The 16,194-nt window shown below is 73.2% G+C and carries 16 protein-coding genes; all 16 read right to left on the reverse strand.

What is annotated here, in order from left to right; genetic code table 11:
* Window positions 1-67: 67 nt before the first annotated feature.
* A complete protein-coding gene (der, locus tag Q6969_RS01565) occupies window positions 68-1,576 on the reverse strand; it encodes a ribosome biogenesis GTPase Der (RefSeq protein WP_094116150.1) in 1,509 nt (502 codons plus the stop codon).
* Window positions 1,577-1,618: 42 nt separating this feature from the next.
* Window positions 1,619-2,362, reverse strand: a complete 744-nt coding sequence (gene cmk, locus Q6969_RS01570) for a (d)CMP kinase (RefSeq protein ID WP_317228880.1) — start codon at window positions 2,360-2,362, stop codon at window positions 1,619-1,621.
* Window positions 2,359-3,477, reverse strand: coding sequence for a prephenate dehydrogenase (locus Q6969_RS01575; RefSeq protein WP_317228881.1), 1,119 nt, complete (start codon window positions 3,475-3,477; stop codon window positions 2,359-2,361). The genes cmk and Q6969_RS01575 overlap by 4 nt, the downstream gene beginning before the upstream one ends.
* The gene (locus Q6969_RS01580; RefSeq protein WP_317228882.1) at window positions 3,474-4,334 is read right to left on the reverse strand and encodes a pseudouridine synthase; all 861 of its coding nucleotides are present in this window, start codon (window positions 4,332-4,334) and stop codon (window positions 3,474-3,476) included. Before Q6969_RS01580 ends, Q6969_RS01575 begins: the two co-directional genes overlap by 4 nt.
* Complete coding sequence (scpB, locus tag Q6969_RS01585) at window positions 4,318-4,935, reverse strand: SMC-Scp complex subunit ScpB (RefSeq protein WP_317228883.1); 618 nt, start codon at window positions 4,933-4,935, stop codon at window positions 4,318-4,320. Before scpB ends, Q6969_RS01580 begins: the two co-directional genes overlap by 17 nt.
* The gene (locus tag Q6969_RS01590) at window positions 4,925-5,734 is read right to left on the reverse strand and encodes a ScpA family protein (RefSeq protein WP_317228884.1); all 810 of its coding nucleotides are present in this window, start codon (window positions 5,732-5,734) and stop codon (window positions 4,925-4,927) included. The genes scpB and Q6969_RS01590 overlap by 11 nt, the downstream gene beginning before the upstream one ends.
* Window positions 5,735-5,765: 31 nt before the next feature.
* Complete coding sequence (locus Q6969_RS01595; protein ID WP_396335499.1) at window positions 5,766-6,614, reverse strand: ParA family protein; 849 nt, start codon at window positions 6,612-6,614, stop codon at window positions 5,766-5,768.
* 105 nt (window positions 6,615-6,719) lie between these two features.
* Complete coding sequence (xerD, locus tag Q6969_RS01600; RefSeq protein ID WP_317228893.1) at window positions 6,720-7,646, reverse strand: site-specific tyrosine recombinase XerD; 927 nt, start codon at window positions 7,644-7,646, stop codon at window positions 6,720-6,722.
* Window positions 7,647-7,675: 29 nt separating this feature from the next.
* On the reverse strand, window positions 7,676-8,347 hold the full coding sequence (locus tag Q6969_RS01605; RefSeq protein WP_317228886.1) for an NUDIX hydrolase: 672 nt from the start codon (window positions 8,345-8,347) through the stop codon (window positions 7,676-7,678).
* Window positions 8,344-10,086, reverse strand: a complete 1,743-nt coding sequence (locus tag Q6969_RS01610; protein ID WP_317228887.1) for a CTP synthase — start codon at window positions 10,084-10,086, stop codon at window positions 8,344-8,346. Before Q6969_RS01610 ends, Q6969_RS01605 begins: the two co-directional genes overlap by 4 nt.
* A gap of 95 nt (window positions 10,087-10,181) precedes the next feature.
* Complete coding sequence (gene recN / locus Q6969_RS01615; protein WP_317228888.1) at window positions 10,182-11,897, reverse strand: DNA repair protein RecN; 1,716 nt, start codon at window positions 11,895-11,897, stop codon at window positions 10,182-10,184.
* Window positions 11,890-12,807, reverse strand: coding sequence for an NAD kinase (locus Q6969_RS01620; protein WP_396335500.1), 918 nt, complete (start codon window positions 12,805-12,807; stop codon window positions 11,890-11,892). The genes recN and Q6969_RS01620 overlap by 8 nt, the downstream gene beginning before the upstream one ends.
* A gap of 5 nt (window positions 12,808-12,812) precedes the next feature.
* Window positions 12,813-13,616 carry a TlyA family RNA methyltransferase gene (locus tag Q6969_RS01625; RefSeq protein ID WP_317228894.1) on the reverse strand — a complete coding sequence of 268 codons (804 nt, stop codon included), beginning with the start codon at window positions 13,614-13,616 and terminating at the stop codon, window positions 12,813-12,815.
* 46 nt (window positions 13,617-13,662) lie between these two features.
* Window positions 13,663-13,878 (reverse strand): hypothetical protein, encoded by a 216-nt coding sequence (locus Q6969_RS01630; RefSeq protein ID WP_317228890.1) that lies wholly within the window; start codon window positions 13,876-13,878, stop codon window positions 13,663-13,665.
* Between the two features lie 9 nt (window positions 13,879-13,887).
* A complete protein-coding gene (locus Q6969_RS01635) occupies window positions 13,888-14,925 on the reverse strand; it encodes an HAD-IIA family hydrolase (protein ID WP_317228891.1) in 1,038 nt (345 codons plus the stop codon).
* Window positions 14,915-16,194: hypothetical protein (locus Q6969_RS01640; RefSeq protein ID WP_317228892.1), on the reverse strand; the 1,280-nt coding region annotated here is incomplete at its 5' end. The genes Q6969_RS01640 and Q6969_RS01635, both read right to left, overlap by 11 nt.

Raw genomic sequence — 16,194 nt, forward strand, 5'->3', positions numbered from 1 at the left:
CGGACGGCGCCGACCCCGACAAGGGATCGACGCCGTCCGTCGTGCTGCGAGGGAGCCCGCGGGAGCGCTAGCGCTTCCGCTTCTCCCGCACGCGCATGTTGACGATGATCGGACTGCCCTCGAAGCCGTAGATCTCGCGCAGGCGGCGCTGGATGTAGCGACGGTACTGCGGGTCGAGGTATCCGGTCGTGAAGAGCACGAATGTCGGCGGGCGGCTCGAGGCCTGCGTGCCGAACAGGATGCGCGGCTGCTTGCCGCCGCGCACGGGGTGCGGATGCGCTGCGGTGAGCTCGGCGAGGAACGCGTTGAACTTGCCCGTCGCGATGCGGGTGTCCCACGACTCCAGCGCCGTCTCGAGCGCCGGCACGAGCTTCTCCATGTGGCGGCCGGTGCGCGCCGAGATGTTGACGCGCGGCGCCCATGACACGTGCGCGAGGTCGGTCTCGATCTCGCGCTCGAGGTAGCGGCGGCGCTCGTCGTCGAGGAGGTCCCACTTGTTGAACGCCAGCACGAGCGCGCGGCCCGACTCGAGCACCAGCTCGATGATGCGGATGTCCTGCTCGCTGATGACCTCGGAGACGTCGATCATGACGACCGCGACCTCCGCCTTCTCCAGCGCCGCGCTCGTGCGGAGCGACGCGTAGAAGTCCGCGCCCTGGGCGAGGTGCATGCGGCGGCGGATGCCGGCGGTGTCGACGAAGCGCCACACCTTGCCGGCGATCTCGACCTGCTCGTCGACCGGGTCGCGCGTGGTGCCGGCGAGCTCGTTGACGACTACGCGCTCCTCGCCCGCGGCCTTGTTGAGCAGGCTCGACTTGCCGACGTTCGGGCGGCCGAGGATGGCGACGCGGCGGGGTCCGCCGACCTCCTCCTTGGCGACCTTGGAGACGAGGGGCAGGGTCTTCAGCACCAGGTCGAGCAGGTCCGCGACGCCGCGCCCGTGGAGCGCGGAGACGGGGTGCGGCTCGCCGAGGCCGAGCGACCACAGCGAGGCCGCGTTCGGCTCCTGGCGCGCGTCGTCGACCTTGTTGGCCGCGAGGATCACCGTCTTCTTGGTCTTCCGGAGCAGGCGGACGACGTGCTCGTCCGTGCTCGTGGCGCCCACGTTCGCGTCGACGACGAAGAGCACGGCGTCGGCGAGGTCCATCGCGATCTCGGCCTGCATGGCCACGGACGCGTTGATGCCCTTCGCGTCGGGCTCCCAGCCGCCGGTGTCGACGAGCGTGAACCAGCGTCCGGCGTACTCGGCCTTGTAGGAGACCCGGTCGCGCGTGACGCCGGGGGTGTCCTCGACGACGGCCTCGCGGCGGCCGAGGATTCGGTTGATGAGCGCCGACTTGCCCACGTTCGGGCGGCCGACGACCGCGAGCACGGGCAGCGCCGGCAGGTACGTGACCTGGTCGGGGTCGTCCGTCGCGGTCTCGAGGACCTCGAGGTCCTCGTCGTCGAGCTCGTAGTCGGCGAGCCCGGCCCGGAGCGCCTGCGCGCGCTGGGCGGCCAGCTCCTCGTCGATGCTCGACAGCCGCTCGGAGAGCCCGCTGTCGAGCTCGGGGAAGTCGTCGTCGTGATCAGCCATGCGTGTGTCCTCTGGCGTGTCGGCCCGTCACCGGGCCGCGCCTCAATCTGTTCGTGCGTGAACGAGATCGACCACCGCCTGGACGGTCTGGTCGAAGTCGATGTCCGTGGAGTCGATGGTGGTCACACCATCTGCGGCGTTCATGAAATCGACGACCTGCGAGTCGGCCCGATCCCGGGAGGCGAGTGATTCGCCGACCGCGGCGGCCGACTGATTCGTCGTCTCCGCGGAACGCCTCCTCATCCTAGCTTCCGGGGAGGCCGTGAGGAGAATGCGCACCTGGGCGTCCGGCGCGACGACCGTGGTGATGTCGCGGCCCTCCACCACGATGCCGGGCTTGTCGCTGGAGGCCATGAGCGAGCGGAACAGCTCCACCATGTAGTGCCGCACCTCCGGCACGCGGGCCACGCGGCTCACCACGGCGGACACGCGCGGCTCGCGGATCGCCTCGGTGACGTCCGTCCCGCGGACGCTCACGCGCGTCTCGGACGGGTCGATGCCGATGTCGTAGTCGAAGCCCTCGATGAGGCTCGTGACGGTGGCGGGGTCCTCCGTGTCGACGCCGCTCTCCAGCGCGAACCAGCTGAGCGCGCGGTACGCGGCGCCCGTGTCCTGGTAGTCGAAGCCGAGGGCGCGCGCGGCGGCGCGGCTCACGCTCGACTTGCCGCTGCCCGCGGGCCCGTCGACGGCGACGACCGTGCGGTTGAGCGTGGCGTCCACGAGCAGCGTGTCCGCCAGCGGGTCGGCCTCGAGCGGGTCGGGTGCGGTCGATGCGTCTCCGGTCATCCGGCGATCCTCCAGTTCCGTTCTTCCAGCCGCGCGACCAGGCGGTCGCGGGCCTCGGGCAGCACGGCGATCTCGACGAGACCCACCTGCGCGCCCTGCGAGTGCTCGAGGCGCAGGTCCTCGATGCTGACGTCGGCGGCGCCGACGTCGGAGATCAGCGCGGCCAGCTGGCCGGGGCGGTCGTCGATCATCACGGTGAGCGCGGCGAAGCGGCGGTCCTGGCCGTGCTTGCCCGGGATGCGGGCGACGCCGGCGTTGCCCGCGTGGATCCGCTCGGCCACCCGGAGCCTCGCCCCCTGGGCGTCCACGTCGTCGAGCGCCGCGATGACCTCGTCGAGGTCGGTGCGGAGCGCCTTCAGGATGGGCACGACGCGGCCCGCGTTGGCGCCGAGGATCTGCACCCACAGCGACGCGTCGCTCGACGCGATGCGCGTGGTGTCGCGGAGCCCCTGGCCGGAGAGCCCGAGGGCGGTGGCGGATCCGTCGCCGAGCCGCGACGCCAGGAGGCTCGCGACCACCTGCGGCACGTGGGAGACGAGCGCCACCGAGGAGTCGTGCTCCTCCGCGGTCATCTCGAGGGGCACGGCGCCGAGGTCGAGGATCAGCTGCTCGACGGGTGCGCCCGCGGTGTAGGTGATGCCGCCGTGCCCGGCGATGACCCAGGGGCGCCCGAGGAACAGGTCGCCCGTGGCCGACACCGGGCCGCCGCGCTCGCGCCCGGCGAGCGGGTGGGAGCCGAGGTAGCGCGACAGGTCGGCGCCCATGGCGCGCAGCTCCTCGAGCGGCGCGACCTTCACGCTGGCGACGTCGGTGACGAGGGCGTCCGGGTGCGCGTCGAGCTCCGCCGCGACCACGCGCGCGGTCACGTCGGGCGGGACGCAGACCACGATGAGCGACGGCCGATCGGGCGCCGCCTGGATGTCGGCGATGCGCCCCGCGCCCATGTCGGCCGCGAGCCGCAGCGTCGTGGGCGATGCGTCGGCGAGCACCACGTCCACCCCGCGGGCGGAGAGGCCGAGCCCGATGCTGGTGCCGAGGAGGCCGGTGCCGACGATGCGGACGGTCCCCTGCACGCGGGTGTCCGCCGCGGCGACGACGTCCGCGGCCTCGGTCACTCGCCGTCCTCGCGGTCGACGTCCCCCTGCGCCTCGGCGGCGGCGCCGGGCCCCTGCGGGTTCGCGGGACCGGCCTGGGCGCGGGCCTCGCGCGAGATGGTGAGGAGCTGGCCGAGCTCGTCGGAGGTGAGGTCGCGCACCCGGCCGACGCCGAGCGAGCCGAGGTGCAGCGGGCCGAACTGGCGGCGCACGAGCTCCTCCACCGGGTGGCCGACCTCGTCGAGCATGCGGCGCACGATGCGGTTGCGGCCCGAGTGCAGCGTGATCTCCACGAGCGTCTGGTCGCCGCCGCCCGACAGGATGCGGGCCCGGTCGGCCTGGATGGGCCCGTCCTCGAGGTCCACGCCCTGCGTGAGGCGCTGGATCGTCTGCGGCGTGACCCGGCCCGTGACCTTCGCGATGTACGTCTTCAGCACGCCGAACGACGGGTGCGCGAGCACGTGCGCGAGGTCGCCGTCGTTGGTGAGGATCAGCAGGCCGCTCGTCTCCGCGTCGAGGCGCCCGACGTTGAACAGGCGCTCCTCGAACTCCTCCGTGAACTCGCGGAGGTCGGGACGGCCGCGCTCGTCGCGGAGCGAGGAGTAGATGCCGACCGGCTTGTTGAGCATCAGGTAGCGCTTCGAGGTGTCCAGCTGCACGGCCCGGTCGTCGACCGCGACCTCGTCGACCTCCGGGTCGATGCGGCGGCCGGGCTCGGTGACGACCTCGCCGTTCACGGTGACGCGGCCGGCGGCGATCATGTCCTCGCAGACGCGGCGGCTGGCGACGCCCGCGGCGGCCATCACCTTCTGCAGGCGGACGCCCTGCACCGGCTCGTCGGGGTTCCCGGCGCGGTCGTTCTCAGGGGAGGGGGTCATGGAAGCCTTCCGCCCCGTCGGGGAGCAACGGGGAGATCGGGGGGAGCTCGTCGAGCGAGTTGATGCCGAGCTGCGTGAGCAGGTGGTCTGTCGTACCGTAATGGATCGCCCCGGTCTCGCCGTCCGTGAAGGCCTCGGTCACGAGGCCCCGGGCGAGCAGGGTGCGCACCACGGAGTCGACGTTCACGGCGCGGATGGCGGCGACCTGGCTGCGGCTGATCGGCTGCTTGTAGGCGATCACCGCAAGCGTCTCGAGCGCGGCCTGCGACAGCCGCGTGGGGTTCTGGGTGAGCACGTGGTCGCGCACCACGGTGTCGTACTCGGGCCGGACGTAGACGCGCCATCCGCCGCCGACCTCGCGCAGCTCGAAGCCGCGCCGCACTCCCCCGGTGCGCCCGTCGAAGTCGTCGACGAGCCGCTGGATCGCCCGGCGCACCTCCTTCACGGGCGTGGACGTCGCCGTCGCGAGCGTCGTCGCGCTCTGCGGCTCGTCGGCCACCATGAGCAGCGCCTCGATCGCGCGGTCGAGCTCGAGCGGCGCATCGGCGGCGGGATCCGCGGCGGCGTCCACGGCGGCGGCGTCCGCCGGCTCAGCCGTCATAGCCGGCCCCCAGGCTCGCGAGGGCGTCGTCGGTCCAGCTCTCGGCAGTCCAGGTGAGCGTGAGCTCGCCGAGCGCCTCCGGCTGGTCGAACTCGATCGCCGCGACGCGGTACAGCTCGAGCACCGCGAGGAACCGCGCGATGACGACGCCCGTGACCCCGGCGTCCGCGACGAGCTCCCGGAACGTGATCGGCAGGCCGGCGCGGAGCCGCGCGACCACGACCGCCGCCTGCTCGCGGATGCTCACGAGCGGCGCGTGCAGGTGGTCGAGGCCGACGGTCGGGATCTCCCGCGGGGCGAAGGCGAGGAGCGCGATGGCCGCGAGGTCGTCGGGCGACGTCGTCCAGACGAGCTCCGGCACCTGCGCGCGGAACCGCTCCTCGAGCGGCACGTCGCGGAACGCGCGGCCGGACTCGGCCGCGAGCCGCTCCTGGAACCACGACGCCGCCTGCTTGAACGCCCGGTACTGCAGCAGCCGGGCGAACAGCAGGTCCCTCGCCTCGAGCAGCGCCACGTCCTCGGCGTCCACGAGCTCGCCCTGCGGCAGGAGCCCGACGAGCTTCAGGTCGAGCAGGGTCGCCGCGACGACGAGGAAGGAGCTGGCCTCGTCGAGGTCGTCCGGCCCGTCGAGCCCGCGGATGTGCGCGATGAACTCGTTCGTGACGAGGCTGAGGCTCACCTCGGTGATGTCCATCTCGTGGCTGCCGATGAGCGACAGCAGCAGGTCGAAGGGCCCCTCGAAGTTGCCGATGCTGACGCGGAACGCCCGCTCGGGATCCGTTCGGTGAGCGTCCTCCACCGCGAGGCCGGGCGCGGCCGGGGACGAGCCCCTACGCGACGGCGCCACGCGCGATGAGCTCCCGCGCCACCTTGCGGTACGCGAGCGCGGCCGGGTGCTCGGGCGCGAACTGGATGATGGGCTTGCCCGCCACCGACGCGTCCGGGAACTTGACCGTGCGCCCGATCACGGTCTCGAGCACGCTGTCGTCGAACGCCTCGACCACCCGCTGCAGCACCTCGCGGGAGTGCAGCGTGCGGGAGTCGTACATGGTCGCGAGGATCCCGTCGAGCGCGAGCCCCGGGTTCAGCCGGTCCTTGACCTTCTCGATCGTCTCCACGAGGAGCGCCACGCCGCGGAGCGCGAAGTACTCGCACTCCAGCGGGATGAGCACGCCGTGGCTCGCCGTGAGGGCGTTCACCGTGAGGAGGCCGAGCGACGGCTGGCAGTCGATGAGGATGACGTCGTAGTCGCCGCTCACCTTCCGCAGCACGCTCGCGAGGATCTGCTCGCGCGCCACCTCGTTGACGAGGTGCACCTCGGCGGCCGAGAGGTCGATGTTCGCGGGGATGACGTCGAGGCCCTCGAAGCCCGTGCTCCTGATGGCCTCGCGCGGGTCCTTGACGGTGCCGAGCAGGAGGTCGTAGATGGTGACGGCGTCGTGCGTCTGCACGCCGAGGCCGGCCGACAGCGCGCCCTGCGGGTCGAAGTCGACGGCGAGGACGCGGCGGCCGTAGCTCGCGAGCGAGGCCCCGAGGTTGATGGCGGTGGTCGTCTTGCCGACGCCGCCCTTCTGGTTGCAGAGGGAGATGATCTTGGCGGGCCCGTGGCCATCGAGCGGCTCGGGCTCGGCGAACTCGCGCAGCTCCCGACCGGTGGGTCCGAGCACGGGGACGTCCATTCCCGGGAGCTCGGTCACATCTGGCTTGCGCGTCACGTGGATCTCTCTCTGCCGCTCCTCCGACGCGGTCCCGCCGGATCCTGGAAGTCTACCGGGGAGGGCCCATCACGCCCGGCGGGCACGCGGGTGCGCGGTCGTGTAGACGTCGCGCAGGGTGTCGACGGTCACCCGCGTGTAGATCTGCGTGGTCGCCACCGACGAGTGGCCGAGCAGCTCCTGCACGACGCGCACGTCGGCGCCGCCCGCGATGAGGTGCGTCGCGAACGAGTGCCGGAACGTGTGCGGCGAGATCTCCTCCGTGACGCCGGCGCGCTCGGCGGCCGCCTTGATCACGAGCCACGCGTTCTGGCGGCTGAGCGCGTGGCCGCGGAGCCCGAGGAACAGGGCCGGCGTGGCCGTGCCGCGCGCGGCGAGGACCGGACGGACGCGCACGAGGTAGGCGTCGACGGCGCGGCGGGCGAACGAGCCGACCGGCACGATCCGCTGCTTGCCGCCCTTGCCGAGCACGCGCACCAGCTCGGCGGCCGCGCCGTCGGGCCCGAGCACGTCGTCCACGGTGAGGGCGGTGATCTCGCTCACGCGCGCGCCCGTGGCGTACAGGAGCTCGAGCAGCGCCTTGTCGCGCACGCGGAGCGGGTCGTCGCCGTCGGTCGCGTCGAGGATCCGCGTCATCGTCTCGACGGAGACCGCCTTCGGCAGGCGGCTCGGCAGCTTGGGCGGCCGCGCGTCGGAGGACACGTCGACCTCGACGATGCCCTCCTCCAGCAGGAAGCGGTGGAAGCCGCGGACGCTCGACAGCATGCGCGCGAGCGAGGACGCCGTGAGGCCGCCGTGCTCGGGCGAGCGGACGCGCTGCGCGAACCCGGCGACGTGCGCGGGGGTGGTGTCGGCCGGATCCTGGACGCCCTCCTCCACGAGGTGCTCCGTGTACCGCGCCAGGTCGCGCCGGTACGCCTGCACGGTGTTCCGGGAGAGCCCCCGCTCGACCTCGACGTGCCGCAGCCACCGGTCGACGGCGCGGCGGAGCGCCACGGGCACCTCGGGAGCCGCGTCGTCGGCGGTCACGAGGCGGGCGCGGTCCCGTCCTGGCGGAGCTTCGGGTGGCGGGGCCACGGCGCGTCGGCCGGGCCGAGGTCCGCCCAGCCGCGGGAGCGGGCGACGTGCGCCTGCAGCACCGCGATCACGGTCGACGGGTTCTGGATCCGCCGCTCGAGCACCGCGGTCACGACCTCGTCGAGGTCGACCCAGCGCTTCTCGATGTCGGCCTCCTCGTCGGTGCGCGCGAACGCCTCCGCCGTGGGGGTGAGCCCGCGGGCGAGGTAGACGCGGATGGCCTCGTCGCTGCCGCCGGGCGTCGTGAGGTACTCGGCGAGCACGCTCCACTCCGCGGCCTCGAGGTCGGCCTCCTCGGCGAGCTCGCGCTGCACGGCCGCGAGCGGCGGCTCGTCCGTCACGTCGAGGAGCCCCGCCGGGATCTCCCACTCGCGCATCCGCACCGGGTGCCGGTACTGCTTGATGAGGAGCACGCGGTCCTCGTCGTCGATCGCGAGCACCGCGACGGCGCCCGTGTGGTCGACGAACTCCCGGGTGATCTCGCCGTCGCCGTACCGGAACGTCTCCCGGCGGATGTCCCAGATCCTCCCCGCGAACACCCGCTCGCTCGACGTGATCTCGACGGAGACCGGGTCGTCGTGGAGGCCGTCGGCCGGGGATCCCGTGGCGGCGTCCGTCACGCGACGGCCTCGGCGTCGTCCTCGGCGAACAGGGTGCTCGCCTCCTGGCGGTCGAGGGCCGCGCGGATCAGGCCCGCGAAGAGCGGGTGCGCGCGGTTCGGGCGCGACCGGAGCTCCGGGTGCGCCTGCGTGCCGATGTAGAACGGGTGCACGTCGCGCGGCAGCTCCACGTACTCCACGAGCGTGCCGTCGGGCGAGGTCCCGGAGAACACGAGGCCGGCGTCCTGGATGCGCTCGCGGTACTGGTTGTTGACCTCGTAGCGGTGGCGGTGGCGCTCGTGCGAGACGGGCGCGCCGTAGAGCTCCGCGGCGAGGGACCCCTCGGCGAGGGCGGCCTCGTACACGCCGAGGCGCATGGTGCCGCCCAGGTCGCCGCCCGCGATGATGTCGACCTGCTCGGCCATCGTCGCGATGACCGGGTACTCGCTGTCCGGGTCGAACTCGGTGGAGGACGCGCCCGCGAGTCCCGCCTCGTTGCGCGCGTACTCGATGACCATGCACTGCAGGCCGAGGCACAGGCCGAGCACGGGGATCCCGTTGTCGCGGGCGAACTTGAGCGCGCCGAGCTTGCCCTCGATCCCGCGGATGCCGAAGCCGCCGGGCACGCACAGCGCGTCCAGGTCGCCGAGCCTCTTGGCGGCGCCCTCGGGCGTCTCGCACTCGTCCGACGCGACCCAGCGGAGCTTCACGCGCGTCGAGTGGGCGAACCCGCCGGCCCGCAGCGCCTCCGTGACCGACAGGTAGGCGTCGGGCAGGTCGATGTACTTGCCGACGAGGCCCACCGTGACCTCGTGCTTCGGGTCGTGCACGGCGTCGAGCAGGTCGCTCCAACCGGACCAGTCCACGGCGTCCGTCGCCGGCAGGCCGAGGTGGTCGATGATGTAGCTGTCGAGGCCCTGCCCGTGGAGCATCTCGGGGATGTCGTAGATGCTCGCCACGTCCACCGCGTTCACGACGGCGCGCTCGTCGACGTCGCACATGAGCGCGATCTTCCGCTTGTTGGAGTCGGAGACGGGCCGGTCGCTGCGGAGCACCAGCGCGTCCGGCTGGATGCCGATGGAGCGCAGGGCCGCGACCGAGTGCTGCGTGGGCTTGGTCTTCTGCTCGCCGGAGGCTCCCATGTACGGCACGAGGGAGACGTGCACGAAGAAGACGTTGTTCCGGCCCAGCTCGTGCCGCACCTGGCGTGCCGCCTCGATGAAGGGCTGGCTCTCGATGTCGCCGACCGTGCCGCCGACCTCGGTGATGATGACGTCCGGCTGCGGGTCGTCCGAGGCCTGCAGGCGCATGCGCCGCTTGATCTCGTCCGTGATGTGCGGGATGACCTGCACCGTGTCGCCCAGGTACTCGCCGCGGCGCTCCTTGGCGATGACCTCCGAGTAGATCTGACCGGTGGTCACGTTGGCCGCCTGGTCGAGCTCGATGTCGAGGAACCGCTCGTAGTGCCCGATGTCGAGGTCGGTCTCCGCGCCGTCGTCGGTCACGAAGACCTCGCCGTGCTGGAACGGGTTCATGGTGCCCGGATCCACGTTGAGGTAGGGATCGAGCTTCTGCATCACCACGCGCACGCCGCGCGAGGTGAGGAGGTTGCCGAGGCTGGCCGCCGTGAGGCCCTTGCCGAGGGAGGAGACCACGCCGCCGGTCACGAAGATGTGCCGGGTGGTCTTCCCGCCTGCCGTGCTGGTCGTGCTGGTCGTCGTGTTCGAGTCCGTGTCCGCTGCTGAGTGAATGTCCGCCACGGGCTTCCATCCTACGTGTGTTCCGGCGCCCCGCGACAGCCACGACGCGCGCGGGCCCTCGGCGGACCCGGCCCGCGACCCGCGGAGGCCGGCCCTCAGCGCAGGGAGGCGGCGGTCTCGACCAGCTCGCGGGCGTGGGCGAGCCCGCTCTCGCTGTCGGGGAGTCCCGAGAGCAGCCGCGCCATCTCCTGGATGCGGGCATCCCCCTCGAGCTGCGTGACGCTCGACGCGGTGACCTGCCCGTCACCGCCCTTGACGACGCGCAGGTGGTTCGTCGAGAAGGCGGCGACCTGCGCGAGGTGGGTGACCACGATGACCTGCGCCCGCTCGGCGAGACGGGCCAGCCGCCGGCCGATCTCGATGGCCGCGGCCCCGCCGACCCCCGCGTCGACCTCGTCGAACACGAACGTGGGCACGGGGTCGTCGCCGGCGACGACGACCTCGATGGCCAGCATCACGCGCGACAGCTCGCCGCCGGACGCACCGCGGCCGAGGGGCCGCGCCTCCGCGCCCGCATGCGGCCGGAGCAGGATCTCGACGCGGTCGGCGCCGGACAGGGCCGGCTCCTCGCGGGGGCTCACGCGGACCTCGAGCGACGCGTCCGCCATGGCCAGGGCGCCGAGCTCCGTGGTGACGGCTGCGGCGAGACGCGCTCCGGCCTCCTCGCGGACGGCCGTGACGCGCGCGCCGAGCTCCCCCACGAGCTCCTCGTCGCGCTCCACCTCGACGCGCAGGAGGTCGATCCGGTCGGTGTCGCCGTCGAGCTCCAGCAGGCGCGCGCTGCCCGTGTCGAGGAACGCGATGGCGTCCTCCACCGTCGGCCCGTGCAGGCGGGTCAGCGCGACGAGCTCGGCCCGGCGGTCCTGCAGGGTCTCGAGCTCGCGGGCGCCGTCCGCGTCGAGGCCCGCGAGGTACCCCGACAGCTGCACCGCGATCTCCGACACCAGGATGCGCGCGCTGTCGAGCGACTCGATGACCTCCGCCAGGGCGGGGTCGTGGGCGGCGACCCGGTCGAGGCGGCGGTGCGCGGTGTCGAGCACGGAGGCGGCGTCCGCCATCTCGCCGGAGGCGTCCTCCGCCGACATGAGCTCGTGGGCGGCGGACGCCGCGGCGCGCAGGTCCTCCAGGTTGGTGAGACGGTCGATGCGCTCGCGCAGCTCCTCGTCCTCGCCGGGCTGCGGTGCGACCGCCTCGATGGCATCGATGGCGGCGCGCAGGTCCTCCGCCTCGCGCGTGCGGGCGTCCTGCTCGGCGACGAGGCGGTCGAGCTCCGCGCGCGCGGCCTGCCAGCGGCGGAACACGTCCTGGTACTCACCGAGCACGGGCGCGAGCGCGGATCCGGCGAACCGGTCGAGCGCCTGGCGCTGCGCGGTGGAGGACCGCAGGCGCATCTGGTCGGACTGGCCGTGGACGACCACGAGCTGCTCGCCGATCTCGGTCAGCAGCGCCGCGGGGGCGCCGCGGCCGCCCACCGACGCGCGGCTGCGGCCCTCGGAGGAGAGCTGGCGCGTGACGATGAGCTCGCCCCGCGTGCCGTCGCCGAACGGGTCGACGTCGCCGCCGGCGTCGCGCACGCGCTCCGGCACCGGGCCGTCGGCCGCGATGATCCAGCGGCCCTCGACGACGGCGCGCTCGCTCCCCTGGCGCACCGCTCCGGAGTCGGCGCGCGCTCCGAGCAGCAGCCCGAGGGCCGTGACGACCATGGTCTTGCCCGCGCCGGTCTCGCCGGTGACGGCCGTGAAGCCCGGGCCGAGCGGCAGGGTCGCCTGGCCGATCACCCCGAGGTCGCGGATGGTGATCTCCTCAATCACGGTCGACGGGACCTCTCCAGCCGGTGACCGGCAGCTCGAACTTGTTCACGAGGCGGTCGGTGAAGGGCGACTGCTTGAGGCGCGCGAGGCGCACGGGGATGGTGGAGCGGCGGGCCTCCACGCGGGCGCCGGGCGGCATGTCGCGCGTGCGGCGTCCGTCGCACCAGAGGACGCCGGACCCGGACGTGCGGCGGAGCACCTCCACGGCGACCGTGGACTCGGGACCGACGACGAGCGAGCGCGCGAAGAGCGTGTGCGGACTGAGCGGCACGACGAGCATCGCCTCCAGGCTCGGCCACACGATGGGGCCGCCGGCGGAGAACGCGTACGCGGTGGAGCCGGTGGGCGTGGACACGACCATGCCGTCGCAGCCGTACGACGCGAGCGGGCGCCCGTCGATCTCGACCACCACCTCCAGCATGCGCTCGCGACTGGCCTTCTCGACCGTCGCCTCGTTGAGCGCCCACGTGCGGTAGACGACGTCGGCGCCGACCTTGAGCGTGACGTCGAGGGTCATCCGCTCCTCGACCGTGTAGTCGCGGTCGAGCACGCGTCGGACGGTGGCCGTGAGGTCCTCCCGCTCGCTCTCCGCCAGGAATCCGACGTGCCCGAGGTTCACCCCGAGCAGCGGGACGGAGGTGCCCCGCACCAGCTCGGCCGAGCGGAGGATGGTGCCGTCGCCGCCGAGCACGATGACGATCTCGAGGTCGGCCGTCTGCACGTCCTCGCCGAGCACGGCGACGCCGTCCATCTCGGGGGCGAACGGCAGGATGTCGGCCTTCTCCTCGGCCGTGAGGACGATGCGCACGTCGGCCTCGGCGAGCTGACCGCACACGCTGAGCGCGGCGTCGATCGAGTCGCGGCGTCCCGTGTGCGAGACGACCAGGATGTGCCTCGCGGGTCCAGCCACTTCGCTCACGCTCCTGTGATCTCGTTCGACGTCGATCTCCATTGTGTCGGATTGCTCCCCGCACGACCGCTGAACCAGGCGAGGTACTCCTGGTTGCCCGCTCCGCCGACGATCGGGGAGGGGACGAGGCCGGCCGTCCCGAGCCCGAGGTCCCAGGCCGCCCACAGCACCCGCATCACGGCGTCGTCGCGCAGCCCCGGGTCGTGCACGATGCCCTCGCGGATCCCCGTGCGCCCGACCTCGAACTGCGGCTTCACGAGCAGCACGATGTCCGCGTCGGGCGCGGCGGTGCGCGCGATGGCGGGCAGCACCAGCCCCAGGGAGATGAAGGAGAGGTCGCCCACGACGAGCGCGGGCGCCTCGCCGGCGGCATCCGGCGACGTGACCGCGCGGAGCGACTCCGGGGTGAGGTCGCGGACGTTGAAGCCCTCGACGACGTCCACCCGCGGGTCCGCGCGGATGAGGGGATCCAGCTGGCCGTGCCCGACGTCGAGCGCGACGACGCGTCGCGCGCCCCGCTCGAGGAGCACCTGGGTGAAGCCCCCGGTGGAGGCGCCCACGTCGAGGGCGAGCCGTCCCGCGACCTGCACGCCGTCGAAGGCGTCGAGCGCGCCGATGAGCTTGTGGGCCCCGCGGCTCACGTAGGAGTCGGTCCCCGCGACGGCGACGGCGGATCCGGGGAGCACCTTGACCGACGCCTTCACGACGCCGCGGCCGTCGACCGTGACGAGTCCGTCGGCGATCAGACGCGCGGCGTGGGTCCGGGAGCGGGCCAGGCCGAGCGCGGGCAGCGCGGCGTCGAGCCGCATCCCGCCGCCCGGGTCCGCGGCGGACTCCCCGGCGGGCCCCGTCGGGTCAGCCACGCGCCGCGACCCCGTCGCCGCCCTCGAGCCGCGCGCGCAGCTCGTCGTGCAGGAGCGCGAACGCCGCCGCCCGCTCCCTGAGCGGCTGCTCCTCGATCAGCTGCAGCCGCGAGACGAGCTCCTCGGCGACGTCGCCGTCCTCCGCGGCGTCGTGCCCGGGGGCCGCCGTCCCGAGCCCGTCGTGGGGGTGCGCGTGGTCGCCGCTCACAGCGTCACGCTAGGCCCGACCCGCGGCGGCGCCGGCGGCGACGTAGAGGGACTCGGGCACGTCGAGCCCGTAGATGGGGCGGCCCGAGTTCCAGATCACGGCGCATGCGGCACGGAGCGTGTCGATGGTCGACCCGCCGTCCTTCACGACCTCCACCCGGTCGCCCGCGATGCGGACGGACGCCTTGCCGACCGTCGCCACCCGGCCCTCCTGCGAGAACCGCGTCTCCGGGTACGGCTCGTGCAGCTGCCCGAGGTGCTCGAGGATGAACGTCGGCCGCTGGTCCTCCTCCGCCGCGAGGAGCTGCTTGGCCCGGTCGATGCCGGTCAGCACGTGGACGGACGCCATGCCGGCGCGCGTCGCCCCGAGGATGTCGGTGTCGAGCCGGTCGCCGAGGAACACGGGCCGCTGCGCGCCGAAGCGCTCGCGTGCCACGTCGAAGATCGGCGTCTCGGGCTTGCCGGCGACGACGGGCAGGCGCCCGACCGCCGTGTGCACGGCCGAGACGAGCGTGCCGTTGCCCGGAGCGATGCCCCGCGCGACGGGGATGGTCCAGTCCGTGTTGGTCGCCACCCACACCACGGACGCGTCGGCCAGGGCGAACGCCGCCTCGGCGAGCTGCGTCCATCCGACCTCGGGGGCGAAGCCCTGCACGACCGCCACCGGAGCGTCCTCGACGGAGCGCGTCACGATGTACCCGGCCTTCTCGAGCTCGTGCACGAGCCCGTCACCGCCGACGACCAGCACGGTGGAGCCCGCGGGGACCCGGTCCGCCAGCAGCCGCAGCGCGGCCTGCGGCGACGTCACGACGTCCTCCGGCGCGACGGTCAGCCCGAGCGAGCTGAGGTGCTCGGCGACGGAGGCGTCCGTGCGGGAGGCGTTGTTCGTGATGTACCCGAGCCGGATCCCCCCGTCGGCCGCCAGGTTCAGCGCCTCCACGGCGTGGGGGATGCTGGCGGGGCCCGCGTAGACGACGCCGTCGAGGTCCGCGAGGATCACGTCGACGCCGTCGAGGGGCGTCTGCCCCTTGCCCGCCCTAGCGAACATCGCGGTCGCCCTCGTCGGTCTCGGCATCCGCAAAAGCATCGGCATCGGCATCGGCATCGGCATCGGCATCGGCATCCTCGTCGACGCCAGCGCCAGCCGGCCCCTCCGCGGGGACGCCCAGCTCGTCGTCGACATCCACCGAGATGTCGTCGTCGTCCTCGTCCTCGACGGGCGCCGTCACGGCGTCGTCGGCCGCACCCGCTCCCGCCGCTGCGTCCTCGTCGCCGTCGGCGTCGGCATCCTGGGCGGACACCTGCCCGTCGACGTCCTCGCGGGACTCCTCACCGCGGGCATCGGCCTCGGCATCCGCCTCGTCGACGTCGTGGTCGGAGCCGTCGACATCAGCATCGTCGTCGACCTCCAGCTCCTCCTCGACGACCTCGACCATGTCGTCCCAGCCCTCGTCCGGATCGGCGAACGCCGCCTCGGCCGCATCGGCACGCTGCCTCCAGGCCTCCGCCTCCTCCGACCGGCCGAGCTCCTCGAGCACCTCGGCGTAGGCGTGGAAGAGGTCGGCGCTGTACGAGTACGCGACGTCGCGGTTCAGCTGAGCGATCGACAGCTCGTCGAGGGCCGCCTCGGTCTGACCGAGGTCGAGGCGCGCACCGGACATCGCGATCGCGAGGGCCACCTGCTCCGCCGCGGGCAGCGTCTCCTTGGGGACGGAGCGTCCGAGCTCCAGCGCCTTGTCGGGCCGGCCCTGTCCCCGCTCGCTGTCGACCATGAGGGCGAGCTGGTCGTTCTTCCCGGAGATCCGCCGGTACGTCCGGAGCTCTCGGAGAGCCAGCGCGTAGTCGCCGACGGCGTACGCCGTGATCGCCAGGGACTCCCGGACCACCGCGATGCGGCCGGCACGTCGGGCCGCCGACGTCGCGTGGCGGTGCGCCAGCTCAGGGTCCTCCTCGATGAGACGGGCCGCCATCACGAGGTGCTGCGCCACGCCCTCGGCGTTGTCCTTGCTCAACGTCTTCAACTCGTTGCGGGCGATCCGGTCGAGGTCGCCGGGCTTCACATCCTCCGGGATCTCGGGATCGTCATGCCGCGGCCGGACGGACCGCAGCTCGCGGGCCCGCAGCTGCTCCTCCGTCAGGGCCTCCTCGTAGCGAGGGGCGTCGCGGTCGTTGCGGGCCGGACGTCCGTCACGGGTCCACAGCTTGTCGCCATCGCGGGGCGGACGCGATCCACCACGACCGGCGTCTCGACCGCCGACCTTGGACCAGGGCTTGCGGTCCCCATCACGGGCGGGACGCGCAGAGCTCCCGCCGTCCT

The organism is Clavibacter sp. MX14-G9D, from assembly GCF_032917815.1.
GTDB classification, from domain to species: Bacteria; Actinomycetota; Actinomycetes; order Actinomycetales; family Microbacteriaceae; genus Clavibacter; species Clavibacter michiganensis_K.

Bases quoted from the DNA above. Each gene is read 5' to 3' on its own strand.
- Q6969_RS01595 (WP_396335499.1), bottom strand. From the start codon at position 6,614: ATGGACGTCCCCGTGCTCGGACCCACCGGTCGGGAGCTGCGCGAGTTC.
- der (WP_094116150.1), bottom strand. From the start codon at position 1,576: ATGGCTGATCACGACGACGACTTCCCCGAGCTCGACAGCGGGCTCTCC.
- Q6969_RS01635 (WP_317228891.1), bottom strand. From the start codon at position 14,925: ATGTTCGCTAGGGCGGGCAAGGGGCAGACGCCCCTCGACGGCGTCGAC.
- Q6969_RS01580 (WP_317228882.1), bottom strand. From the start codon at position 4,334: ATGACCCCCTCCCCTGAGAACGACCGCGCCGGGAACCCCGACGAGCCG.
- scpB (WP_317228883.1), bottom strand. From the start codon at position 4,935: ATGACGGCTGAGCCGGCGGACGCCGCCGCCGTGGACGCCGCCGCGGAT.
- Q6969_RS01625 (WP_317228894.1), bottom strand. From the start codon at position 13,616: ATGCGGCTCGACGCCGCGCTGCCCGCGCTCGGCCTGGCCCGCTCCCGG.
- cmk (WP_317228880.1), bottom strand. From the start codon at position 2,362: ATGACCGGAGACGCATCGACCGCACCCGACCCGCTCGAGGCCGACCCG.